Origin of the sequence: Nocardia aurea, from assembly GCF_003123685.1 — a bacterium.
Taxonomy (GTDB): Bacteria; Actinomycetota; Actinomycetes; order Mycobacteriales; family Mycobacteriaceae; genus Nocardia; species Nocardia aurea.
In genome coordinates this window covers 123,510-146,470 of the sequence record NZ_QCYJ01000020.1, presented here as the reverse complement: position 1 = coordinate 146,470, position 22,961 = coordinate 123,510, and the positions used below count along the sequence as shown (strand labels likewise).

At 65.1% G+C, this 22,961-nt stretch carries 22 protein-coding genes and 3 pseudogenes; 16 read left to right on the top strand and 9 right to left on the bottom strand.

Going from position 1 to position 22,961, the window contains the following annotated elements; genetic code table 11:
- Positions 1-192: 192 nt before the first annotated feature.
- Positions 193-1,341, top strand: coding sequence for a DNA cytosine methyltransferase (locus tag DAT37_RS05785; RefSeq protein WP_109523647.1), 1,149 nt, complete (start codon positions 193-195; stop codon positions 1,339-1,341).
- Positions 1,319-2,116: a GIY-YIG nuclease family protein gene (locus tag DAT37_RS05780; RefSeq protein WP_232839533.1), complete on the top strand. Its 798-nt coding sequence runs from the start codon at positions 1,319-1,321 to the stop codon at positions 2,114-2,116. Before DAT37_RS05785 ends, DAT37_RS05780 begins: the two co-directional genes overlap by 23 nt.
- Positions 2,117-2,453: 337 nt before the next feature.
- Here the strand turns inward: DAT37_RS05780 and DAT37_RS05775 are convergent, their stop codons facing one another.
- Positions 2,454-4,205: an AIPR family protein gene (locus tag DAT37_RS05775; RefSeq protein WP_109523645.1), complete on the bottom strand. Its 1,752-nt coding sequence runs from the start codon at positions 4,203-4,205 to the stop codon at positions 2,454-2,456.
- An 82-nt stretch (positions 4,206-4,287) separates the two neighbouring features.
- Here DAT37_RS05775 and DAT37_RS45270 point away from each other — a divergent pair.
- Positions 4,288-4,904 (top strand): annotated as a pseudogene (locus DAT37_RS45270) (IS5 family transposase); the annotation flags it as partial.
- Positions 4,905-5,041: 137 nt separating this feature from the next.
- Here the strand turns inward: DAT37_RS45270 and DAT37_RS44800 are convergent.
- Positions 5,042-5,338 carry a DUF732 domain-containing protein gene (locus tag DAT37_RS44800; RefSeq protein WP_198654146.1) on the bottom strand — a complete coding sequence of 99 codons (297 nt, stop codon included), beginning with the start codon at positions 5,336-5,338 and terminating at the stop codon, positions 5,042-5,044.
- 272 nt (positions 5,339-5,610) lie between these two features.
- Between DAT37_RS44800 and DAT37_RS05760 the strand changes: the two genes are divergently transcribed.
- Complete coding sequence (locus tag DAT37_RS05760; protein WP_157978308.1) at positions 5,611-5,874, top strand: hypothetical protein; 264 nt, start codon at positions 5,611-5,613, stop codon at positions 5,872-5,874.
- A gap of 313 nt (positions 5,875-6,187) precedes the next feature.
- Here DAT37_RS05760 and DAT37_RS05755 read toward each other — a convergent pair whose 3' ends face one another.
- A complete protein-coding gene (locus DAT37_RS05755) occupies positions 6,188-7,525 on the bottom strand; it encodes a tyrosine-type recombinase/integrase (RefSeq protein ID WP_198654113.1) in 1,338 nt (445 codons plus the stop codon).
- Positions 7,526-7,934: 409 nt separating this feature from the next.
- Here DAT37_RS05755 and DAT37_RS05750 point away from each other — a divergent pair.
- Positions 7,935-8,105, top strand: a pseudogene (locus tag DAT37_RS05750) (methylamine utilization protein); the annotation flags it as partial.
- Positions 8,106-8,206: 101 nt separating this feature from the next.
- On the opposite strand, the gene DAT37_RS05745 reads toward DAT37_RS05750, so the two are convergent.
- Entirely contained in the window at positions 8,207-8,692 is a 486-nt protein-coding gene (locus tag DAT37_RS05745; RefSeq protein ID WP_109523641.1) for a hypothetical protein, read from the bottom strand.
- A gap of 132 nt (positions 8,693-8,824) precedes the next feature.
- On the bottom strand, positions 8,825-9,439 hold the full coding sequence (locus DAT37_RS05740) for a TetR/AcrR family transcriptional regulator (RefSeq protein WP_109523640.1): 615 nt from the start codon (positions 9,437-9,439) through the stop codon (positions 8,825-8,827).
- 296 nt (positions 9,440-9,735) lie between these two features.
- Here DAT37_RS05740 and DAT37_RS05735 point away from each other — a divergent pair, with 296 nt between their 5' ends.
- The 8 genes from DAT37_RS05735 (at position 9,736) to DAT37_RS05710 (ending at position 16,151) form a co-directional block, all read left to right on the top strand.
- Positions 9,736-10,344: a TetR/AcrR family transcriptional regulator gene (locus tag DAT37_RS05735; RefSeq protein WP_109523639.1), complete on the top strand. Its 609-nt coding sequence runs from the start codon at positions 9,736-9,738 to the stop codon at positions 10,342-10,344.
- A 370-nt stretch (positions 10,345-10,714) separates the two neighbouring features.
- Positions 10,715-11,437 (top strand): hypothetical protein, encoded by a 723-nt coding sequence (locus tag DAT37_RS05730; protein WP_198654112.1) that lies wholly within the window; start codon positions 10,715-10,717, stop codon positions 11,435-11,437.
- Positions 11,438-11,465: 28 nt separating this feature from the next.
- Positions 11,466-11,918, top strand: a complete 453-nt coding sequence (locus tag DAT37_RS05725) for a hypothetical protein (RefSeq protein WP_109523637.1) — start codon at positions 11,466-11,468, stop codon at positions 11,916-11,918.
- A gap of 160 nt (positions 11,919-12,078) precedes the next feature.
- Entirely contained in the window at positions 12,079-13,017 is a 939-nt protein-coding gene (locus DAT37_RS05720; protein ID WP_109523961.1) for a hypothetical protein, read from the top strand.
- A gap of 67 nt (positions 13,018-13,084) precedes the next feature.
- Positions 13,085-13,234: a hypothetical protein gene (locus tag DAT37_RS43880; RefSeq protein ID WP_157978307.1), complete on the top strand. Its 150-nt coding sequence runs from the start codon at positions 13,085-13,087 to the stop codon at positions 13,232-13,234.
- Positions 13,235-13,371: 137 nt separating this feature from the next.
- Positions 13,372-13,551, top strand: a complete 180-nt coding sequence (locus tag DAT37_RS43875; protein WP_198654111.1) for a hypothetical protein — start codon at positions 13,372-13,374, stop codon at positions 13,549-13,551.
- A gap of 5 nt (positions 13,552-13,556) precedes the next feature.
- Positions 13,557-15,776, top strand: coding sequence for an MMPL family transporter (locus tag DAT37_RS05715; RefSeq protein WP_109523636.1), 2,220 nt, complete (start codon positions 13,557-13,559; stop codon positions 15,774-15,776).
- 84 nt (positions 15,777-15,860) lie between these two features.
- Entirely contained in the window at positions 15,861-16,151 is a 291-nt protein-coding gene (locus DAT37_RS05710) for a hypothetical protein (RefSeq protein ID WP_157978305.1), read from the top strand.
- A gap of 112 nt (positions 16,152-16,263) precedes the next feature.
- Here DAT37_RS05710 and DAT37_RS05705 read toward each other — a convergent pair whose 3' ends face one another.
- From DAT37_RS05705 to DAT37_RS05695, 3 genes are read right to left on the bottom strand one after another with little or no spacing between them, the layout of a single operon-like run.
- On the bottom strand, positions 16,264-17,703 hold the full coding sequence (locus DAT37_RS05705; RefSeq protein WP_232839532.1) for a phosphotransferase: 1,440 nt from the start codon (positions 17,701-17,703) through the stop codon (positions 16,264-16,266).
- A complete protein-coding gene (locus DAT37_RS05700) occupies positions 17,694-18,878 on the bottom strand; it encodes an acyl-CoA dehydrogenase family protein (protein ID WP_109523634.1) in 1,185 nt (394 codons plus the stop codon). The genes DAT37_RS05705 and DAT37_RS05700 overlap by 10 nt, the downstream gene beginning before the upstream one ends.
- Positions 18,879-18,935: 57 nt before the next feature.
- On the bottom strand, positions 18,936-20,186 hold the full coding sequence (locus tag DAT37_RS05695; protein ID WP_408637367.1) for a CaiB/BaiF CoA transferase family protein: 1,251 nt from the start codon (positions 20,184-20,186) through the stop codon (positions 18,936-18,938).
- Positions 20,187-20,433: 247 nt separating this feature from the next.
- Here DAT37_RS05695 and DAT37_RS05690 point away from each other — a divergent pair, with 247 nt between their 5' ends.
- Complete coding sequence (locus DAT37_RS05690; protein WP_109523633.1) at positions 20,434-21,027, top strand: VOC family protein; 594 nt, start codon at positions 20,434-20,436, stop codon at positions 21,025-21,027.
- Positions 21,011-21,649 (top strand): carboxymuconolactone decarboxylase family protein, encoded by a 639-nt coding sequence (locus DAT37_RS05685; protein WP_109523632.1) that lies wholly within the window; start codon positions 21,011-21,013, stop codon positions 21,647-21,649. The genes DAT37_RS05690 and DAT37_RS05685 overlap by 17 nt, the downstream gene beginning before the upstream one ends.
- A gap of 178 nt (positions 21,650-21,827) precedes the next feature.
- On the opposite strand, the gene DAT37_RS05680 is transcribed toward DAT37_RS05685, so the two are convergent.
- Entirely contained in the window at positions 21,828-22,172 is a 345-nt protein-coding gene (locus DAT37_RS05680; protein ID WP_405180229.1) for an ArsR/SmtB family transcription factor, read from the bottom strand.
- Positions 22,173-22,287: 115 nt separating this feature from the next.
- Between DAT37_RS05680 and DAT37_RS44795 the strand changes: the two are divergent.
- Positions 22,288-22,929: pseudogene (locus DAT37_RS44795) on the top strand (energy-coupling factor ABC transporter permease); the annotation flags it as partial.
- Positions 22,930-22,961: the final 32 nt, after the last annotated feature.

Below are 22,961 nucleotides of genomic sequence, written 5' to 3'. Positions count from 1 at the left end.
CGCGCGACTTCGTGCTGTGAGCTTTGTGGCACCGGCAGCCGTGTTTGTCATAGCCGTTATCTGCCCCGTACCGCGGGCAGGTCTGGTCTTCGGGTGCCACACGACGATGCTATCCGCATCGTCGGTGTGATCAATACAACGCGCCTGGCTTATTTGTGACGAGCTAGGTCGGGGGACGTCTACCCTAATCACATGCCTGTCATTCCGCTGCGCCCGCGACCCCGCGTTCTGGAGTTCTTCGCCGGTGTCGGGCTCGCCCGGATGGGCTTGGACCAGGCCGGATTCGAGACCGCCTGGGCCAACGACATCTCCCCGGACAAGGCTGAGATGTACCGCGCGCAGTTCGAGGACGATGTAATGGTCGTCTGCGACGTCAACGACGTGGACCCTGCGACTCTGCCCGCCGCCGACCTGGCCTGGGCCAGTTCGCCGTGCACCGACTTGTCGCTAGCGGGGAACCGCACGGGCTTGGCTGGCCGCGAGTCCTCGGCCTTCTACGCATTCACCAGCGTTCTGCGCGCCATCCCCGAGGACGAGCGCCCCGCAGCCGTGGTGCTTGAGAACGTGATCGGTCTGTCCACCTCGCACGGAGGCGATGACCTCACCGCCGCGATCCGCGAATTCAACGAACTGGGTTACTCGGTCGACATCCTCGCGATCGACGCGCGCCGCTTCGTCCCTCAGTCCCGGCCGCGGATGTTCCTCGTCGGATCGCGCGAGCTGGTCGAGTCCGACGCGATCGAGCACCCCTTACGGCCGGCCTGGACAGAGGCGTTCTTCGGGGACCCGACACTACGGACCCACCGCGCACCACTGCCGACACCGCCCAACCACCTCGTCAAAGGCCTCGGCGACAAACTGGAGCGCCTGCCCAGCGAAGACCCTCGCTGGTGGGACGACGAGCGAGTATCTGCGTTCCTCGACTCCATGTCGGAGGTGCAGCGCGACCGGCTCGACCGACTGCGCCGTCAGCGTCGTCGCTACCAATTCCGCACCGCTTACAGGCGCACCCGCGGAGGCGTCCCTGTCTGGGAGATGCGCTCAGACGACGTGTCGGGTTGCCTGCGGACCGCGCGCGGCGGATCATCCAAGCAGGCCGTCGTCCGCATGGGCTACGGCAAGGTTGACATTCGCTGGATGACTGGCGTCGAGTACGCCGCCCTGATGGGTGCCGACCAGTACAACATAGACGGATTCCGGGACTCCCAGGTGCAATTCGCCTTCGGCGACGCCGTGGCTGTGCCCGCGGTCGGCTGGCTCGCCGAGAACTACCTAAAACCGCTGGTCAAGGGTGAGCTTGCCCCTGCCGTGTTGATTGATGAGGATCACGTCGTTGGGTAGTAGAGGAATCGCCAGCTACAACGATCCAGACAGGAAGCCGCCGACAAAGAAGTCGATGCCGACCCGTTTCGTGCAGGGGTTTCGCGAGAAATTGTCCGAAGCCCTCGACACCGTGGACGACGCGAGCGGCGACAAACTGACCAAATGCATCGGCGTGTACGCCTTCTACGACTATGACGGCGAACCGATTTACGTCGGACAGACCACCGAGGATTTCGGCACCCGCATCGGCCGTCACCTGCGCGGGCAGCGCTCGGACACCCTGGCCTACCGGATCCTCGACCCATTCGAAGTCGCCGAGATGGAGCTGTACCCGGTCCAGCACCTTCGTCAGGAGCCAGCCAAAGTACGGCGTGCCCTAGTAGACGCCATCGAGTACTCGGCATACGTGCGCGCTATTCAGAAATCGAAGTACAAGGCGATCCTTAACGAGAAGATCCCGCCGGTCTCGGCGATCGTCGCCCTGCCCGCGGCGTACCGCTTCGACCTCATCCCCGAGAACATGCGCGAGGACCGCGAACACCCCGATGTGCGGATCGCGCGCCGGGCAGAGACGCTGGCCCGCGTGGCAGCAGTCGCGCACGAGCGCGGTGAGGTCTCGGCCGGACTCCGGCGCGTCATCGTGATCCAGGCGGTACGACTGGCCGACCTGGCGGCCGCGCGCTTGGCCTTTGCAGAGGGTCGCGCACGGCCCGCGCGCACTGCCATCGACGTGCCCGCGCTCGTCGGCAACGTCATGGCGGAGTCCGACGAGGCCAATGCCGACGACAGCTGAAACCGGCTGGCTACCGGTGCAATAGAGCATCGGGCCTACTGTGAGCGACTAGCACTTCCTCGTGCGCGTGCCCGGGGATCGCGTGCAGGTAGGCCGCGATCCCCGGCAAACTCTGATCCCGGACGCCGCAATCTGACGCTCAACGCCGGTTCGCTCCGCGACTGTTGCTGCCTGCTACGGTGAGCCGCGGATCGGCGGCCCCTCCCTCATCATTGAACTGCCGCCTTAATTGGCTCGCGACAAGCTATGCACCGACGGCAACTACGACGACCTTGGCCATAATTTCGACTTGGGCAATTGGATTTGACGAGTGCCGCAGACGGTGCCGTCAGGTGTATTAGCCACCACTGAGGATTTTCCCGAAAAAAGCGACCTTGAGGTACGGACCTTTAAATATGCGATCCACCGCCGTCTTACCGTCATCGAGCATCTTCACCTCCGCGTTGAGCAACGTGTGCAGGGCAGCGAGTGTGGATGAAGTCGGGTTGTCCTTGAGGCTCGCGGTCGGAACTTTCGCGAAGTCGTCGAGCTTCTTCACCCTCGACGCCTCCAGGACATAGCCTGCGGCCAGGTAGAAGCGCGCGTTCGTCGCGTTGTCGGCTATCGCTTTGGCCGCGGGTGTCCTCAGATAGTCATCGACCGCATCAACGACTACCAGCGCCTTTAGGTACAACTCCTCCGATTCGCCAGGCGCGAAGACTCTTGTCCACCCCGTAGCTGTGCCCAGTAGCGACGCGGGCCGTGCTCGTGCGGTATCGGGGAGTAGAAGGCGAGTCGCCATGACGGCCTGTCCGACCTCCGTCATAGTGCGGATTTTGCTCGCGGGAACCTTTTCGCCGCGATACTGGTATCGACGTCGTTCGTAGTACCAACCGTTCGGCCGCAGGTACTCCTCGATGCGCAGCTGCTTCCCTTCGTTGGCGTGCAGTTGAAGGCTGGCGATCGCTGTCTGATTGTTCGTTCCGCTGATGACCGCTTCACGCACGTTGGGATCTGATTCGGTGATGACGCGGACGAGGATCGATTGCTGCAGCCGACTCTTCGTGATGGCCTTGGCGACCTCCTGCTCATGGATGACATGGGAGGTCTGGAGGCCGTTGACGATCAGCGGGTTTGTCAGGACCCATTCCAGCTCAAGCGGGTTGTCTGCTTTGTCTGCGATGACCGTAATTCCGTTGTTCAGCCACCAGAACCGGGAGTCCGAATCGCTCGCGAGGGTCTTTCCGATTGCGTCGTTGACGCGAACATTGGAGCCAGCGTAGTCCCGCACGTTGACCTCGAACATCTCTTCGCGGATGGTCGCAGTCTTCTCGTATCGAAGGAACTTGACGTACTCCGCTACCGAAACGAGGCCCACCAGTGCATTCCCCTCACGAACCGGCAGTTTCGTCAGCACCAGCTTCGCTTTGAAATCAGTGCTGTCGCGCAGCCGAGTAACCAACCCCGCATCGCCCACGTATTCGACTGTCGTCGTGCTTCCTGTTGGTAGGCTGCCGTTCAGCCAGCCCTTCAGCTGTTTTGCCTTCGTAGTCATGTAGCTGTTCACGTGTTTCTGTGATGCCAAGGCGGCGTAGTAGACGTGGAAATGTACGACCGGCACCAGCATCGCTAGGTTGGTTCGCAACTTTCGCCACGTCATGGCCTTCTCGACGATGTCGTCGTTCAGGGGGAAGGCCCTCAGGTCCGCAGCCGACTGTTGATCATCGAAGATCGCCCGTAAGGCGCTCTCGATCTTCATAAATACGTTGGTGTCCCAAGACTTCTCCTTCTTCGTCTGGACGACTACGACGTCCAACGAGACGCCGTTCTGCAAACCGGCAAGGGCGTTTTTGCGCTTCGTCAGTCGGACCGAATCCGGATTCACGGGTTCACGTTGGTTCAGGAACAGAAAGACCCCGTCGATACCGCCGTCATTGCTGCCCGACACAAGGCCGCGTTCGATGTCTGCGGGTTCGGTGCCATACTGCCTGAGTAGTAGGTCAGAGGCGAACCGTTCGAAGGCGTCGTCATCGGACAGCTTCGGATAGTTATCGACCTTGAACTGCTCGAACTTGCCGATGACAATCACTTGGTCCGCTGAATCGCTCATAAGGCAAACTTAGACCGTGTCTCACGTCGTCGTAGTTCGTTCAGCGTGTGCCGTAGCTTGTTGTGCTGCATAATGTCTGGTCGTGGTCGATGTTCTGTCGCAGCGTCTGGTGTCGGATGGGTTGTGGGCGCTGGTCGAGCCGTTTTTGCCGAGGTTCGAGGCGCGTGCGCAGGGTGGCGGGACCGCGCCGGTCGATGAGCGTGCGGTGTTCACCGCGGTGGTGTTCGTGTTGACCAGCGGTTGCGCCTAGCGGATGTTGCCGCCTTCGTTCGGGTGATCGTTCCGACGGCGCATCGCCGGTTCACTGCCTGGACCGAAGCGGGTCTGTGGCGGCGACTACATCGTGCGGTCTCGACGAGCTGGGTAGCGAGGCCTTGATCGACTGGTCGCGAGCGGTGGTCGATGCGGCGTCGTTACGAGCGAAAAGAGGGCGCCATGACCGGCCCGAGCCCGGTCGACCACGGCAAGTCCGGCTCGAAACTGCACGTGCTGTCCGATCGCGCCGGAATCTCGCTGACCGTAGCCATTTCGGCGGCAAATACCAACGACGCCGAAGCGCTGCGGCCGCTGGCTCGAGCGATCCCGGCGGTGCGGTCGCCACGTGGTCCGCGCAGACGTCGACCGGCGAAGTTGCACGCCGACAAAGCATATGACCACATCGAACTACGTAGATTGGTCCGCGACGGGCGCGCTACGCCGACGCGGTGGCTTCATCGTCATACGGCTGTCCCTCGACGGATTTTGTTCAGCAATTCATCCGCGCAGGTCAGCTCGGTGTGGTGTTGCCCCGGACGTTGCACGTCCATGGCGCGAACCGCAATCCATCGGCACGCCAGCTACTCGTGTGCATCCGAGTACTCGGGGCAGAAGTTGTCCCCTGACGCGTAGACGATGTATTCGGCATCGGCGCGTGTCCATTCCCGAAACCGCGAGGGGGGTTGTTCCTGCGCATGCAGGCTCCGGTAGACGGCATCGATGATTGCGGTAGGCAAGTATCCAGCATCGAAGCTGTTGCACACATACGTTCCGTACTTGATCGATGAGATGGTCGCCCATTGCGTCGAACTAAATTCCTTCGCGAACTTGGCTGGATACGCGGGCTCGCGGGGGACGCTCGAGATGGTCTTGGGCAAAGTCGTTGCAGTAGGAGACAAGTGGGCTGGTAAGGCCTGGTCGGTGCTGGTGTCGGATTCTGTGCTTGAGCTCCCGCACGCGACGGCCAAGATCCCAACCGCAAGGGTGAGGAACGCGCACTGAATCGCCTGTCTGTTCACCTGAGAGCGGAGGTGGCGCGAAAGCATAGGCATGTTCAAGATCATCCCATGAGTGCACTTGCGTGGCCACGGATCGGTCGGTTGCGTCTGATGTTCGGGTGCTTCGGGAATCTTGGACGTACAGTGTTGCGGTGCAAACCGAATCGGTACCTGTAGCAAGCATCGAAGTTGGCGATGTGATCAGGTCACATGACTCGCACGACCTCTGGATGACCGTGAAGACCACGCGATCGTTGCTACCTGAACATCGCGAGGGAACGATGCCGGGTGATCCGGACGAGTTCCTGACCGCGCATGCCTTCGGAGGGAATATCCATCGAACCGATGGCACCCCGATAGAAGGTTCCATAGAGTTCAATTACGCCGACGACCTGATGGTGGTCCGTCGGCTCTGACGATGTCGGCGGTCCATCGGTTGGTTCGGTATGTCCGGGTGACTTCCCTTCCCCTGCTTCCTGCTGGCCATCCTGAAACTGAGTGAGGTCGTGTCAAGGGCGTTTTTCCCTTGGCTCGGCCGTGCGAAGTCAGACAATCGGGCCGTGAGGAGGCAGGGGTTTCGCAACCAAACGATGCCCCGTCGGTGAGGTGCTTTGTTAACGGCCACGGACCGCTGCACCGTCAATTCCCAGATCAGATGTCGCGCACCAGGGTTCCTTCCTGGCTACGAGCCCCCGTAGGTCGTTGCCGGGCCTACGGGGGCTTCGGTCGTCAGGCGACGAGTGCCGGATTCGGCCCGGGAAGACCGAGGTTCATGAGTTTGTCGAGTTGGCCGAGCGCGCCGGCTGCCAATGCTTGATTGACGTGGGTGTAGATGCCGGTGGTCGCGGCGTTGGTGTGGCCACAGATCTTCTGGATCACCGCGGCTTCGACACCGGCTTCGGTCAGCAGCGTGACGGTGGTGTGCCGCATCTCGTGGGCGATGATGTCCTCGGGCAGACCTGCCATCTTGATCAGGTCTTTGAAAAGCGTCCAGGCGTACTTCGGTGGGATCGGGCGCGACTCGGTGAAGCGCGGATCGAGGGTGACGAACTGGTGCTGGTTGTCGGTGAGGTTGAACGTCTTGGCGGCCTGCCATGTGATGAATGCGTTGAGCTGAGGTGTCATGGGCAGCAGTCGAATCGAGGCTGCCGACTTGGGGCGGGTGAGATACAGGCTTCTGTCGATGTGGATGTTCTCGTAGTCGGGGCGCATCGTGTCCACGGGGTTGGAGCACATGTTGCCGCGCTTTTTGCCGCAGCGCCATGAACCGTCGTCGCGTTGCGTTCCACAGCCGTGGTCACGGGCGTGGGTTTGCAGTTGCCAGATGACTTCCACGGTGCCGCCGGTACCGTCGAGTTTGGTCGACGGGTTGACCATTGGCCAGGTGAGTCCGATGGCTTCGCCGAGACGAACACCGGTGAACAGCATGATGGCCAGTGGTGTGGCGAATGGATGGTTTTCGCGGTAGCCGGTGCGTAGCAGTGTCATGGCCTGGTCGGCGCTGAGGGAGCGGCGAGTCTGCCTGGGTGCCTTCGGCTGCTCGGCCAACTTGGCGGGGTTGCGGTCGATCAGTTCACGAGCGACGGCGGTATTGAATGCCGAGTTGAGTGTGCGGTGAATGGAGCGCGTGGTCGCGATGCCTGTGCCGTTTCCGCTGCGCGCGATGGCGATCATGATGTCGTCGTAGAGGTCGTTGATGTCGGTGACATTCAGCGAGCGCAGTTGCTTGTCGCCGATGCGGGGGATGACGTGGAGGCGCATTTCGCCGCTGTAGTTGCGGTAGGTCTTCGGCGCGCGTCGGGACTGGATGTAGGCGAGCCAGGTTTCGAGGTATTCGCCGACGGTGCCCCTGGGAAGGGTTGGGGTCAGACCCTTCTCCGCGCGAGCGACTTTGCGGCGCAGCTTCTCCAGTGCGTCGTCGCGGATCGTGCTCGTTGCTTCGAGCCGCCGGGGCTTGCCGGTGGGATGTGGGTTGGCCTGAGACGCGCGGTAGAGCTGTTTCTTCGCATCCCATTTGCAGGTCGCCGTTCCATTGTCGGCGCGCTTGGTCTTGGTGGATTTTCCCATCGGTTCTAACCCTGTTCCTGGCGCCCTGCCGTGGTCGTCCGACGCCATAAAATGTAGGTACCAACATCTGTTGGTCCTGAGATTAGTACCAACAACTCATGGTGAGTCATACCATCATACCTCATGAGACGGTGGGTTTGACCTGCATATTTCGTCGCGCAGATCGTATTGGTATGTTGGTATTAGGGGGCTTACGCGTGACTGTTAATCGGCAGGTTTCTGGTTCGAGTCCAGATGGGGGAGCAGTAAACGACCCCTGACCAGCGCATCAGCATGACCGGTCAGGGGTCGATTTCGTATTGAGGCCTGGAAAGCGCCAGAAAGTCTCCCGAAGTCGGCATCGATCCCTCGCTGTCGCCCTAGCCGTGCTGTGACCGAAACCCCCATCACCGCGTCATGGATCACCGCTGCGGTGTCGCTCGGGCGCTGCCTGTCGAGCGCGCTGGCGATCGTGCATACGCGCCACGGCGGGTCGATGCCGGGTTTCCTGTCCCTGATGTGCGTCATCGACTGCCGCGTGCAGGTGCTCACCGGCGCGGTCCTGGTCGGGCTGGCGGCCTTCGCGCTGACGCTGGTGTGACGCCGACGGGGTCGCGGCGGCGCGCTTCGTGCGTCACCGCGATCCCGGCGACCACCGATCTGACCCGGTGTCGCGAGCGAAGTCCGATGTGGGGCCGCGCCCTATCGAATCCGGCGCTCGCATTCCTCGAACGGTGTGCCCGCCTCGAAGCAGTCGGCCAAGCCGCTCTGGACATCGCCGCTGGTGGGAGGTTCGCCGCACAGAATTCCGCAGCGCTGGTATCCGGGGACGTCGCTGCCGTCGGGGAAACGGCATCGGCCGTCGTCACAGGTGTAGCCGCGGGTGTTGGGATCGCGAGTGAGCGGACCCCGGCTGTAGGACCAGACCAGGGCGTCGGTGCCCTGGACCGGCGTGCAATACACGGTGCGGCCGTCGGCGAGGTGGGCGTCGGCGCCCCGGTCCGGGCAGTAGTCGTTCAGGTTCACCTCGGGGCCGGGTGGTGCCGCGGCGGGTGACCGCGCGGCGGTCCAGGCGCCGGGGGACGCGGCGGCGGTCACGGGGGCCATGAACAGGGCCGATAGTGCCGCGAGGGCTGCGATGCCGGTGGTCGGTGCCCGGAATTTCCGTCGTCGAACTGCTGTCGCCATCGCCTTCGCCTCCGGTCCGGATCGTCGTGAGGTCCGGACACTACGCGGACTCGCGGCATGAGGTTCACGGTTTCGGAAATCGATGCACGGTGGATCGGACGACCACCGACGGTCGGGGAAACGGCCCTCGCGTCAGGATCCACTCGGCCCGAGCATGCCGTGCAACGCGGTGGTCACGTATTTCTCGATGACCGGCTCCCGCACCGACGCGATATCGGGGATGGTGATCAGCAGGGCGTACAAACCCAGTAGGAAGAACACCGCGTTGTAGAACACGTCGGTGCCCGCCGGAATGTCCCCGCGGTCACGGGCTCGCTCCAGTTCCTCGACCACGGCGACGATCACCGGGTGCTGGCGCCACTCCTCCTGGGGTGGTCGCGTGGTGGAGAAGTGCAGTGCGAGAAAGTCTTTGAACAGGGTGGTGCCGAGGCGATGTTCGAGGGCCAGTAGCACGCGGACGATTTCGGTGAGCGCCGACGGCAGGTCGGGCGATTTCTTGAAGAACCGGGTGAGTTCCTCGGCCATGCGCTCTTCCTCGCGCCGCTCGAGTTCGATCAGCACGTGTTCCTTGGTCGGGAAGTGGAAGAAGAACGTGCCGTGCGCGACTCCGGCCGCCGACACGATTTCCCCGACTTCGGCCGCGACCATGCCCTTGCGCCTGAACTCGCTGATGGCCGCGCCGAGCAGGCGCTCGCGAGTCTGGCGACGCTTCAGCTCCCGCGCCGGGACCTTGCCCTCCGTCGGCATGATTCCTTTCGGGCCGCTCCATCAACTCCTGGTGGTCAAAGTACCAAGTCGGATGCGGCGAGGTGGATGGTGCACCGGGCGATCGCGGGTCGGCTCGGTGTGCGGAGTGTCGTCGGATCCGCACGGTGTAGTTCATTCATCGAAGTCTGGGGGCGTGTCCCGTGCAATATCATGATTCCAGTCAGCTTGACATCATACTAGTGCCAGCTAGAGATACTTTTTCAGAGAGTTGGCTGATACAAGTCACTGAAATAAAACATTGACTTAAGTCAGTATCATCGCGTACCAACATCTCCATGACCGAGGCGAGGACCACACCGGATGGGCGTGAAGCCCAGCGCCTCCGGACGCGACGGCGTGTGCTGGACGCCGCCCTCGCGGAATTCCGTCGAAGCGGCGCGGCAGCGGCCGACGTCGGCGCCATCGTGGCGGACGCCGGTGTCGCCCGCGCGACGTTCTACTTCCATTTCCCCCGCAAAGAGCACGTGCTCCTCGAATTGGAACGGCGGGAAGAGGTGCGGATCGCCAAGCGGTTGGCGCACCGGCTCGCCGAACCGCACGATCTGGCGGCGGCCCTGGACGAGGTGGTCCGCTCGGTGTTGACGGTCGAGCGGCGGGTGGGTTCCGTCCTGTTCAAAGATCTTCTCGGGCTGCACTTTTTGCCGAATCGTCCCGAGGACGACGAGTGGACCGACCACCCGGTGATCGTCCTGGTGGTCGAAGAGTTCGCCCGCGCTCGCGACGAGGGCGAAGCGTATGCGGGGCTGAACCCGTTCCACGCCGCGGTGTTCTTCCTGCTCGGCCTCTACGCGCTGCTGACGACCAGCGGCGCATCCAGGTCCACGCGCGCGGCGATGCTCGACAACTACGTGGCGCTCACGCTGCGCGGCATGGAGATCCGATGACCGTGCCGGCACCGAACTTCGACTCGACTCGGCAGTCGGGGACACGATCACAACGGAGGTCGAATCATGTGGCAGGACATCGTGCGTCTGGTCATCGCCTGGGGATCCATGGGCGCGGTCATCGGATTCTGGTACTGGGTGATGCGCAATATCGGGACCTTCTGATGCCGTCGCCGCACCGGCGAATCGGACCACCGAAAACCGCACTCGCGCAACCTCTCCGGAAGTAGGGAGCACCGCCCATGAACGACCAGGATCGCCGGCGACGCCGAGCGCTGATCGCCGTCCAGATCTTCGCCTACGGATTTCTGCTGGCGATGTTTCTCATCCAGCTGCACATGTACTCGGTCCGGGACTGGTAGGAGCCACCGTGAAACTCTCGACCTTCCAGCTTCGCCGCGGTGCCGCAGCACCGGCGAAAAGCGCGGATGCCTACGACGAACACCACGACCAGAGCAAACGCGCCCAACGCGAAGCCGATTGGTGGCTCACCGCGGGCACATTGCTGATGGGCACGCTGGTGCTCGGCGTCGTCGGTCTGCCGATCTTCCTGCGCGGGGTGTGGCTGCAACGCAGAGCCCAGGAGTCGGGGCTGTCGGTGCGACCGATCATCGTCACGCTGATCGGGTATCTGGTCATTCTCGACGCCGCGCTGAACAGTCTGGGCTGGGCGTTGGACCTGATCGCCAACCACACCCTGATCAACCGCGTCATCATCACCGCCTGGGGCAACTTCTTCGACGCGGGCTATTTCTGGCACTACAACGAATTGTGGATCGGTGGTGCGGGCGCACCCGGCGAGAAGGGCTGGGAGGTCGCGCTGATGCTGACCGTCTTCCCGATGCGTATCGCCGCGGCCATCGCGTTCCTCCAGATGAAGCGGTGGGGACACCAGTGGATGATCGTCACCTGCTGGTTCGGTCTCGTCATCTGGATCGGCTACACGTTCAACATGACCATGTACGCCGACGTGCGCTACGACGGCGTGGTCCTGCCGGTCATCGGCTGGTGGCTCTACGACATCTTCTACATCACCCCGTTCCTCGCGATTCCGTACCTGCACACGGTCAACCGCGAAATCTTCTCCGACTGAACCGAATACACCACCGAGGATCGAGACAATGAGTAAAATCGCACCCACAGAGCGAAATTCGGATGACAAGGAACTACCGCTCGGCACGACCCCGGCGTACGCGGGGATGCACAAGTGGCTCAAACGCGGCATCTTCGTCTGTCTGTTCGCCCTGGTCATCGAAGGGGCGTTCACCGTGCCCGCGCTCGCGCTGTGGTACGGCTGGCCGACACTGTCGTTCACCGAGATATGTAGTGAGCTGATGAAGGTCCGCTACTCCGACGACACCGTCGAATGCGAACATCCCTACCCACTCGGCGGCGCACCGTTCGGTGGACCACCCGAGGCGGCGGGACAGAAGACCGCGCAGGATGATTGGGGGATCCAGCCGAAACCGAAGTGGGACAGAATCGGATTCCGCGAACTGATCCGAATCCACGAGGAACGCATCGCGCGCCAGGAGGCGGCTCAGCAGAACGCGACACCACCTCCGCCCCGCTGACCCCGGGAAGCTGCCACCTCCCGGGCCCGTTGCCGTCGTGTTGGCATGCACGGCGGCAACGGGTGATTCCGGCGTCCGGTTATCATCGACCCGCGGTCGGCGCGTGGCGAATCACGTTCGGCCGGGCGGGGAATCACAGGTCGAACCCATCGGAGTCACGTTGTCGACGATTGTGCTGGTGCACGGCATCGCGCAGGAGCAGTTGTCCGCGGATTCCCTGGAGGCCGAATGGCTGCCGGCCCTGGCCGGGGGAGTGCGCACCGCGGGACACCACGAACTGGCGGACCGATTGTGGCGCGACAGCCGACCCTCCGGCGTCACGACCAGAATGGCCTACTACGGTGACCGATTCACCGACCCCGACGCGCAAGGATCGGGTGGGAGGGCACTCGATGACACCGCGCTGGATCTCGCCGCGCTGGATCTGGCGGAACGCTTGAGCGTCGAATGGCTGCGCACGGCGGCCGAATACGCCGCGGATCCCCGTGATCGAGCCGAAGCCACCCGCCGATTGCTGAATATCGACGGTGCCGGCGAGGGCGCGCAAGGTCCGGCCGCCGCCCTCAGGCCGGCGCTGAACGCGCTCGCGCGGCTGCGATGGTTCGCGCCGTTCGGTCTGGGTCTCGCCGGAAAGTTCGTGTGGCGCGCGGTATCCCAGGTGTCGAGTTATCTGACCGAGGAGACGGTGCGACAGTGCGCTCAGGACCGCGTTCTCGAACACGTCGACGCCGACACCCGCCTGGTGATCGGACATTCTCTCGGTTCGGTGGTCGCCTACGAGGCATTGCATCGCACCACCGGGCCGGTGTCGTTCCTGACGCTGGGATCGCCGCTCGGTCTGCGAAGTATCGTCTACGACAGACTCCGCCCCGCACCACCGCGAGTGCCGGACGCCGTGTCCGCGTGGACCAATGTGGTCGACCGCGACGATCTGGTCGCGGCACATCTTGACCTCGAGCCGTACTTCCCGCCCGCGCGCGATTCTCGCGTCGTGCCGCACACCCTGCCGTTCGTCGACAACGGGTCGGCGCCGCACAGCGCGGTCAACTATCTGACGAAGGCCGCCGTCGGGAGAGTGGTCGCGGCAGCGCTGAGCTGATCCGCCTCGACGGAACGCCACGGCGAAAGTATCGACGTCGATCCCGACATCGGGTCCGATGGGGATGGTGGGCAAGCCGCGCGCGACAGTCGTAGAACGCGTCTCCGCCGACGAGGTCGATCTGCGGGTCCCCGCACTCGGCGTGAGTCCGAGCAAACAGGTGGCGATCGATCCCGGAACGGAGCTGGATCTGCGTTCGGAGTCGCCGAAGCCCTAGCGCTATTGACGTCGGTCCGGTGAACGAGGCAATGACTATAGTCAGTCGAATGCGAACTGATCGCGTCGCTGTCCGCCTTGCTCGAGCTGAAAACCCGGCTTTCGGGTCATTCAACGGCATTGAACAGCCTGCGTCGGTTGATCGAGCCCATCCATTTCATTGACATGAGTCAGAAACTGAACGAGACTCTGTCGAACGAAGGCGCCCGCGATCGAGCGCGCGCCGACCGCTCGGGGTGGTCGAAGGTGATGTGCGCGTCGCGCGGCGATGAAGTATCCGCGCCCTCTTCGGGACCCGGAGCCGAGCAGAAGGTCTGAGGCCGATGGCGACGATGTTGTATCGACTGGGCTGCTTCGCTTTCCGGCATCGCCTCACAGTCCTTCTCGCGTGGTGCGTATTGCTCGGCGGCGCCGCCGCGACCACCCTGGCCGCCGAACCCTTCGTCGCGGATTTCTCCGTTCCGGGCTCGGGAAGCGAACGCGCACAGCAGATCATGGACGACAAGTTCCCGCAGCTGCGGGGCAGCCGCGATCTCGCCGCCGCCCAGGTCGTCTTCCAGGCGCCCGAGGGCGCCACACTCGACAGTCCGGAGAATCGGGCGCGCATCGACGAACTGGTGCGTGGGCTGCGCGGCCTCGAGAATCTCGCGGCTCCCCAGGCGGTGGTCGATCCGCTGGGGGAGCCGGTCGGCGCGCAAAGGGTGAGTCGGGACCGCACCCTCGCCTATGTCGAACTGACCTGGACCACGACATTCGATCTCATCGATGAGGGTGAGATCGCCGCGTTCGAGGAGGTGCTCGACCGGTCGAGTGCGAACGGTCTGCGGGCGGAGGCGACCGGCAGCGTGTTCAGCGCCGAGCGCGTCGACAGCGCCGCCGCGGAATCGGTCGGGTTCGGGATCGCGATGATCGTCATGATCATCGCGTTCGCCTCGCTGGTCGCGGCGTCGTTACCGATCGTCACCGCCCTGTTCGGCGTGGGCATCTCGGTCTCGCTACTCACCGGCGCGACCGCGTTGTTCGAGATGGACTCGTCCTCGATCCTGCTGGCGTCGATGATCGGCATCGCGGTCTCCATCGACTATTCGCTGTTCATCGTGTCGCGCTACCGCCACGAGATGAACGCGACCGACGATCTCGGTCATGCCGCGGGTCGTGCGGTCGGCACCGCCGGATCCTCGGTCGTGTTCGCGGGCATGACCGTCGTGATCGCCCTCGTCGGATTACGCGTGGTCGACAATCCGCTGATGTCGATGCTCGGATACACCGCCGCGCTGTCGGTGGTGGTAGCCGTCGTGACCGCGCTCACCCTGTTGCCCGCACTCCTGGGCCTGCTCGGACGGCGCGCGTTCGCGCTGCGCGTGCCCGGCCTGCGCCGGGGTGACGAACCCGACAGCGCGGATTCCCACGGTGCGCGGTGGGTGCGCCGGATCGCGGCACGCCCGGTGCTCGCGCTGGTGGCGACCACCGCGGCGCTCGGGGTGTTCGCGCTGCCCGCCGCCGACCTCGAACTCGGAATGGACGTGGCGACAGCGGATCAGAAACCGGCCATCGAGTTGCTCGGAAGGGGTTTCGGCGACGGCGTCGTCGGTCGACTCGTCGTGGCCGTCGACGGGAGCGGGACTTCCCGGCCCGAATCCGTCTACCGCGACCTGGCGGCCGCGATCGGGAATCTGCCCGGCGTCGCGACCGTCGCGCCGCCGCAGCTCAACGCCGACCGCACCGGCGCGTTGATCGTGGTCGTCCCGGATTCCGGGCCTGGCACGACACGGACGCGTGACCTGGTGAGCGATATCCGCGGACTGGAACGCTCCTTCCTCGACCGCGACGGCATCGGCTTCGGGGTCGCCGGGCAGACGGCGATGATGTCGGATCTCGCGGTCGCCCTCTACGGCGCGCTCATTCCCTACCTCGCGCTGGTGGTCGGCTTGGCGTTCCTGGTCCTGATGCTGGTGTTCCGCTCGCTGCCGGTACCCCTGATCGCGACACTCGGGTTCCTGCTGTCCATCGCCGCGACCTTCGGCGCGACCGTCGCGGTCTTCCAGAAGGGCTGGTTCGGCCTGGTCGCGGACCCGGAGCCGGTGATCAGTTTCGTTCCCATCTACCTGATCGCGATCCTGTTCGGGCTCGCCATGGACTATCAGGTCTTCCTCGTCACCCGCATGCGCGAGGAATACGCGCACGGCCCGGAGACCGACGCCGCGGCACGGGAAGCGGTCGTCGTCGGTTTCCGGCACGGTGCGCGGGTGGTCACCTCGGCGGCCTTCGTGATGGTCTCGGTCTTCGCCGCGTTCGTTCTGCTGCCCGACACCATCGCCAGGACCATGGGTTTCGCGTTGGCCATCGGCATGGTGTTCGACGCGTTCCTGATCAGGATGATCATCGTGCCCGCGCTCATGACCCTGCTCGGCAGGCACGCCTGGTATCTGCCGAACTGGATCGACCGGATCCTGCCCGACGTCGACATCGAAGGGCGTCAGCTGGAGAAATGCGACCGGTCCGCCGAACTGCCGCAGGACGCCGTCGCGGTGCGCGCGGGCTGAGTGTTGCGTAGCCGACATTGACATTCAATTCTGTCCCGGGATCGAATTGAACAGACCTCGATGATCAGCGGCGCACGGAGATCCATGAACCTCACCAGTACCCTCCGGACCGTCGTCGAACTCGACGGCACCGACTACACCCTCGATCCGACCCTCGGCGGCTTCGCGGTCGTGTACACCTACGACGGCGGCGAGCGCGGGCTCTACACCTATATCGAGTACTACAACGATCAGAGCTTCGCCGAGATCAATGCCGAGGATGCCGCTGACATCGTCCGCGAGCACGACACATTGGCCGCGAAGCTGACGGCGGCGCAGCTGGCGCAGTACATCGACGGCGACCGTCTACTCTCCAGCGAACTGGTCCGGCTCTGACGGAGCCGGTCGGGCGCGAGCGCTGACACCCGCCCCGGGACGGCACGTGCGGAGCCACCGCGCGGACGACAAGCGTGCGCCCGCGGTCAAATTCGTATGGCGAAACCGACGCTCAGGCAACATATCCCGGATTGGACGCGCGCAACCGTGCCAGCACCGTCGCCGTCACCGCCGCCCGGACGTCCTTCTCCTCGTACGACAGCGCCCCCGAGCGGATCTTCTCCGCGAGAGCCGCCTCCGATATGCAGTCCACCCGGCCGAGCAATTCCCGCACCTGGGACCTGACGCCGGTCTCGGTCAACTCTCGCCCGCCGATCCTCAGCAGCGACACGCAGATCCGCAGCAGATAGCGTTGCCGCGCGGCGTCTTCGGACAACGCCGGGCCGATATCGTCGGCGAGGGTCGCCGCGACGAGTTCGAGGATCTCGGTGACGCTCGGGCGGTCGTGCACGGTGGCGCCCGGTGGTTCCGGCGCCGGTCCGGGCACGGCGGGATCGAGGAGATCGAGCGCGTCGATCAGGTCGAATTCGGATTCGCACACCCGCCGCCCGATCGCGGCGAGTTCGAGCGAGCGTTCGGTTCCGCCGAAATGACGTTCGGCCTGGAATCGGCTCAGTACCAGCCATTTCAGTGTGCCGAACACTTCCCACCAGTGCAGTTCGTCCGCCGAGGGGCGGTCACCGGTGGCACGGTGGTAGCCGTCGAGCAACTGTTCCCGACCGCCGAGCCCACCGACCGGTGCGGACGCGCCGAAGCGCCACGCCCGGACGCAGAGCCATCCGAGATCCTCGATCGGATCGCCGAGGTGGGCGAGTTCCCAATCCAGCACGCCCTGGATTCCGGTGGGATCGATCAGCAGATTGCCGAGCCGGAAATCTCCGTGCACCAGACAGACCGGGCGCGGGGGCGGGCGGTGCTCCCGAAGCCAGCGCAGCCCCGCCTCCACAGCGGGGCGGGGTTCGGCGAAGCCGAGATAGATCTGCTCGATGGTGTCGAGTTGATCGCTGTCGTCGAGTGCGGTGAGTGTGTCGAGCGGTGTGCGATGGATCCGTCCGAGCACGTAGCCGAGTTCGTCGGCGATATCCGCGCGCACGGCCTCGAATTCCGGATTCCGTTGCAGCTTGCGGGGTATCGACTCGCCGCCGACGGTGTTCATCAGCAGATAAGGCGCGTCGATCCCGGGCGCGGTGTCCCCGGAGGCGAGGACCCGGGGGACGGGGACACCCGCCCCGGCGGAGGCCCGCAGACACGCGACCTCGGCGCGCATCCGAGCGGGGTCACCGTGGCCCGGCGGGTCACGGCGCAACACGGCCGTGACCGGCGCGCCGTCCCGGTCGGTGGCGTGGATCGCGTACACCTCGCGACTCGCGCCTCCGGTGAACCGGCGGATCTCGGCGGTGACGATCTCGGTGCCGACGGCTTGGCCGAGCACCGCGCGGATACCGTCGATCAGGGTGGTCACGGCCGGTTCGTGGTCTTCGACGACATCGACTTGTTCGACGCGCAGCCCGAATTCGACACTTCCCTCGTCACGAGACGGTGTCACAGCCACGGCGCGGCCCCCGGATCGCGCAGCAGTCGGCGCGCGGTCGACATGCGGTGCACTTCGTCGGGTCCGTCGTACACCCGCGCGTAGCGCGCCTGCCGGTACATGCGCTCCAGTGGCGTGTCCGCGGTCAGGCCGAGCGCGCCGTGCACCTGGATGGCCCGGTCGATGACGTCGTGCAGCATCCTGGCGCTCCAGAATTTCACCAGTCCGACGTGTACGCGATAGTCCTCCCCGGCGTCCATCGCCCGCGCGGCATCGAGGGTCATCAGCCGCGCGGCGTGGATCTGGGCGGCGGATTCGGCGATGTAGCGGTGGATCTCGCCCTTGTCCGCGAGCAGTGACCCGTGGGCGAAACGCGTGTTCGCGCGGGCGCACATGAGTTCGTAGGCACGCTGGGCCTGACCGAGCCAGCGCATACCGTGGAAGATCCGGCCCGGTCCGAGGCGATCCTGTGCCACCGTGAACCCCTGACCGCGCGCGCCGAGCAGTGCCGCGGCGGGCACGCGGACATCGGTCAGCCGGATCTCGTAGTGGTCGCTGGGGTCGTGGCCCATCGTCGGAATCGAACGCACGATCTCGAATCCGGGTGTGTCGGTCGGGACGATGATCGCGCTGATGCGCGCGTGCCTCGGCGCGGACTCGGGTTCGGTGCGGGCGAAGACGGTGCAGAACGCGGCCTGCGCCGCGCCGGTGGTGAACCACTTGTGTCCGTTGATGATCCAGTGATCGCCGTCGAGTTCGGCGTGGGCTTCGATCAGGGTGGGATCGGAGCCGGCGACCTCCGGTTCGGTCAGTCCGACCGACGGCAGGATCTCTCCCGACACCAGCGGCGCGATCCAGCGGTCGCGCTGTTCGTCGGTCCCGTGCCGATGCAGCATGAGCGTGTCCTGCATGGACACCGAACCGACCGCCAGCTGACCGAATTCGGACCGGCCGATGATCTCGTTGAGATAGACGAAGTCGAGGAACGGCAGACCCCCGCCGCCCAGCTCCGCCGGATGACCGAGTGCAAAGAGGCCGAGTTCCTTTGCCCGCGTTCGCAGTCCGGCCAATGTGGTGCGCGCGGTATCGCCTTCGACGGCGAGGATGGATTCGACGGGGATGACCTCGTCGTCGATGAACGCGCGCATTGCCGCCGCCGATTCGGCCGCCCTGCCCTCGGGGTGGTTGTAGCTCATGTCAACGCTCCTTCGCGCGAGGGGAGAGGTCGTGCGGCGGCCGGAGCGCGGTCGAATTCACGCGATCGTGCCCGCCGCGTGCAGTGCGGCCAGTCGTTCGCCGTCATAGCCGAGCAGTTCGCCGAGAACTTCGTCGGTGTGGGTGCCCGGCCTGCTCGGGCCACCCCACCGGACGCCGCCGGGTGTGTCGCTGAGTCTGGGCACCACACCCACACCGCGCGCCGGTTCGGGATCGAATCCGGCCTCACCGGGACCGACCGACGGGTCGCGGTGTTCGACGAACAGTTCGCGTGCGGTGAACTGCGGATCGGTCATCACCTCGGCGACGGTGTTGACCGGGCCCGCGACGACGCCGAATCCGGTCAGCAGTTCGATCAGGTCGGCGGCGGTGTATTTCCCCGCCCACGCCGCGATGATCTCGTCGAGTTCGTCCTGGTGTTCGCCGCGCGCGGTGTGGTTGACGTACTTGGGGTCCGACGCCAGTTCCGGTGTGCCCATCGCGGTGGCGAGTCGTCCGAAGACCGTGTCCTGGTTGGCCGCGATGATCACCCACAGCCCGTCCGCGGCGCGATACAGATTCGACGGCGCGATCCCGTCCAGGCGCGTGCCCGACGGCTGTCTGACGTGCCCGGTCTTGTGGTAATCGGGCACGGTCGATTCCTGAACGGCCAGCGCCGCCTCGGTCAGGGCGGCGTCGACGATCTGTCCGCGTCCGGTGCGTTCACGCGCCAGCAGTGCCGCGAGAACGCCCTGGCATGCGAAGAGTCCGGCGAGACTGTCACCGAGCGACAGCGCGATCCGCGGCGGCGCCTGCCCGGGAAATCCGTTGAGGTGGCGCAATCCGCTGATCCCCTCGGCGACCGAGGCGTACCCGGGGCGCGCGGAATACGGGCCGGTCTGCCCGTAGCCCGACACCCGCGCCAGCACCAGCCGGGGTGAGATCGCGGCGAGGACGTCGTATCCGAGCCCCCAGCGTTCCAGGGTTCCGGGGCGGAAACTCTCCACCACCACATCGGCGGTGCGCACGAGTTCGAGGAAGATCGCGCGGCCCGCATCGGTGCGCAGATCGACACCGACGCAGCGTTTGTTGCGGGCGTGCACGGCCCAGAAGTATTGGTGCCCGCCGGCGGCCTGACCCCATTCGCGCAGGGGATCGGGGCGGTCGGGCGCTTCGATCTTGATGACATCCGCGCCCATGTCACCGAGGAGCCTGCCGCAGTACGGACCCGCGATCAACGTTCCGAGTTCGAGCACGCGGTAACCCTCGAGCGGTCCGGGCGGCGTGTGGTCATCCGGATCAATCGTCACAGGCTGTCTCCTCGCACCGGTCCGTGGGACTGCCGGCGGGCGATCGCGCGCGCGGTGCGATCGATGAGCAGGGTGTCCATCGGGGCCGGTGCGCTATTGACAGCCGACTTCGCCACGGCTCAGACTTTCCACCACCTTGACATGACTGTCAAGTCATCTTCTGTCGAGTCGTCTGCCGTCGACCGTTCCCACGATCGCGCCGTCGAATCGGTGGCATGCGGCAGCGGCGTTCACCGGAAGGACTCCCGTGACTTCGACCGATCCGAGATACGAACTACAGGGCATCAACCACCTCGCCCTCGTGTGCTCCGACATGCGCCGCACGATCGAGTTCTACACCGGCACATTGGGTATGCCGCTGATCAAGACCATCGAACTGCCGGGGAATCTCGGACAGCATTTCTTCTTCGACTGCGGTAACGGCAACGCCCTGGCCTTCTTCTGGCTCGCCGACGCCCCCGACGCCGTCCCGGGAATCTCGGCACCGAGGGGGCTGCCCGACGCGGGAGAACTCGTCAGCGCGGTGGGATCGATGAATCACGTGGCCTTCACCGTGCCGCCCGAGCGGTTCGACGAGTACCACCGGCGGATGCGCGCCGAGGGGATCGAGGTCAGTCGCGTGCTCAACCACGACGACAGCCGGTCCGGGGTGTCGCGCGAGGTCCATCCCGGCACCTTCGTCCGGTCGTTCTACTTCCGCGATCCCGACGGCATTCTGCTCGAATTCGCCTGCTGGACGCGAACCTTCACCGATGACGACGTCTCGCACGCGCCGAGGACCGCCGCCGACCGCAACCCGCCTCGCACCGAAAAGGAACAGCGTCATGCCCCGACTGCGTGAAGTGCCCCGCGCCGAAGTCACCGACGAGCGGATCCTGTACTTCTACGACCGGCTCTTCGGCCCCGACAGGGATCCCGCCGTCGACCACGGCACCGTTCACGCCACGCCCGGCGACTGGTGGACGGTCTTCGCGCAGTCGCCGGAGGTGTTCCGCCACGCCGTGCGCGGTTTCTCCGTATATCGCGATGCCACACTCGATTCCACGTTGCGCGAGCTCGGACAGTGCCGGGCGGGTTACGCCCGTGGCAGCCAGTTCGTCTTCTCCCAGCATTGCAAGCAGATGCGATCACTCGGCGTACCGGAGGAGACCATCGCGGCGATCCCGCACTGGCAGGTCGCCGATTGCTTCTCCCCGCTCGAACGGGCCGTGCTCGCCTACACCGACGCCCTCGTCTACGACGGCGGTCGGGTCGCCGACGCGGTCTTCGACGTACTGAAAGCCCATCTGACCGACCGGGAGATCCTCGAACTCACCTACATCACCACCCTCTACGACATGCACGCCACCATCTGCCGGGCTCTGCGCCTGGAATACGACGACCGACCCGAATCGGTCGAGGAAGTCCGATTGCCCGAAGGCGTGCAGGCACGCGATCTCTCGGAGGATCTGTCGGGGAAGTGACGCCCGACGGCCGCGGGTCCGTCGGGATGCCGGGTCAATTGGTGAGACGGCCCCGAACCGGAGGGGGTGGTGGATGGCTCGGGGCCGTCGGATATTGATCGCGGGTGTCGTCGCCGGGGTTAACAGCGGTGCGTGAATCACCTTCGCGCGCTGCGCCGTCCATCGCCCGACGGACGGCTCAGTGTTCGGCGGCGTGGGTGGCGCCGATCCAGTGCAGGAGCTGGTGGATCGTCTCGTCGGCGAGGCGGTAGCGCACGATCCGTCCGGTCTTGGACGCGGTGACCCAGCCCTGGTAGCGCAGCAGACGCAGGGCGTGCGAGGCCGCGGTCGCGGACATGCCGACCGCGGCGGCGAGGTCGGTGACGCTCTGGTCCGGAGTGTGGTGCAGGCAGACCAGCAGCCGGAGCCGGTTCGCGTCGGAGAGCAGTTCGAAGCGCCGCGCCCAGTGCTCGATACCGGCCGCGTCCAGGCCCGGCACTTCCGTGCGGGCGTCCTCGGGGTCCAGCTGGGGGCTCGGTGCCACGGTCCTGGTCTGCCGTTCTCTCCTCGATGGCCGGTCGACGCAATGTTCACATATCGGTTCACTTGAACATATATTGCGAGTATCGTCTGTGGGGGTGAACGACACCACCCTGGCGATGCATATGAGCGACGGCATCGTCGACGCACCGACCTCGCTGATCTTCGCGGTCGTCGCGCTCGCGGGGCTCGGTTACGCGGTGTGGCGGGCGCGCGCCGAACTGGACGAACGCGCGGCGCCGATGGCGGGTCTGGTCGCCGCGTTCATCTTCGCGGTGCAGATGGTGAACTTCCCGATCCTGCCCGGCGTGAGCGGTCACCTGCTCGGCGGCGCGCTCGCCGCGATCCTGGTCGGGCCCTACGTCGGGGCGCTGTGCGTGGCGATCGTGCTGATCGTGCAGGCACTGCTGTTCGCCGACGGCGGTCTGACGGCGCTGGGGACGAACATCACGAATATGGCCCTCATCGGTGTGACCGTGGGCTACTTCCTCGCCCGCCGACTGCTGCCGGTCCTGGCGAAACGCGGCGGCGTCGGTGTGGTCGCGTTCGTCGCCGCGCTCCTCGGAACGATCTGTGCCGCCATGGGTTTCGTGGTCGAATACGCGATCGGCGGTGCGGCGGGTTCCACCGTCGGCACCGTCGCCTGGTACATGTTCGCGACGCACGCGCTGATCGGCGTCGGGGAGGGGATCATCACCGCGATCACGGTGGTCGCCGTCGTCAACGCCCGACCCGACCTCGTCTACCTGCTCCGCGCCACCGAACGCGCGCGGCGATCCCCGCGCCGTGTCGC

Coding starts and splice junctions, on each gene's coding strand:
- DAT37_RS05780 (WP_232839533.1), top strand. CDS start 1,319: ATGAGGATCACGTCGTTGGGTAGTAGAGGAATCGCCAGCTACAACGAT.
- DAT37_RS05710 (WP_157978305.1), top strand. CDS start 15,861: ATGAACCTCACCAGTACCCTCCGGACCGTCGTCGAACTCGACGGCACC.
- DAT37_RS05775 (WP_109523645.1), bottom strand. CDS start 4,205: ATGAGCGATTCAGCGGACCAAGTGATTGTCATCGGCAAGTTCGAGCAG.
- DAT37_RS05700 (WP_109523634.1), bottom strand. CDS start 18,878: ATGAGCTACAACCACCCCGAGGGCAGGGCGGCCGAATCGGCGGCGGCA.
- DAT37_RS05745 (WP_109523641.1), bottom strand. CDS start 8,692: ATGGCGACAGCAGTTCGACGACGGAAATTCCGGGCACCGACCACCGGC.
- DAT37_RS05725 (WP_109523637.1), top strand. CDS start 11,466: ATGAGTAAAATCGCACCCACAGAGCGAAATTCGGATGACAAGGAACTA.
- DAT37_RS05735 (WP_109523639.1), top strand. CDS start 9,736: ATGACCGAGGCGAGGACCACACCGGATGGGCGTGAAGCCCAGCGCCTC.
- DAT37_RS05785 (WP_109523647.1), top strand. CDS start 193: ATGCCTGTCATTCCGCTGCGCCCGCGACCCCGCGTTCTGGAGTTCTTC.
- DAT37_RS05740 (WP_109523640.1), bottom strand. CDS start 9,439: ATGCCGACGGAGGGCAAGGTCCCGGCGCGGGAGCTGAAGCGTCGCCAG.
- DAT37_RS05715 (WP_109523636.1), top strand. CDS start 13,557: ATGGCGACGATGTTGTATCGACTGGGCTGCTTCGCTTTCCGGCATCGC.
- DAT37_RS05755 (WP_198654113.1), bottom strand. CDS start 7,525: ATGGGAAAATCCACCAAGACCAAGCGCGCCGACAATGGAACGGCGACC.
- DAT37_RS05685 (WP_109523632.1), top strand. CDS start 21,011: ATGCCCCGACTGCGTGAAGTGCCCCGCGCCGAAGTCACCGACGAGCGG.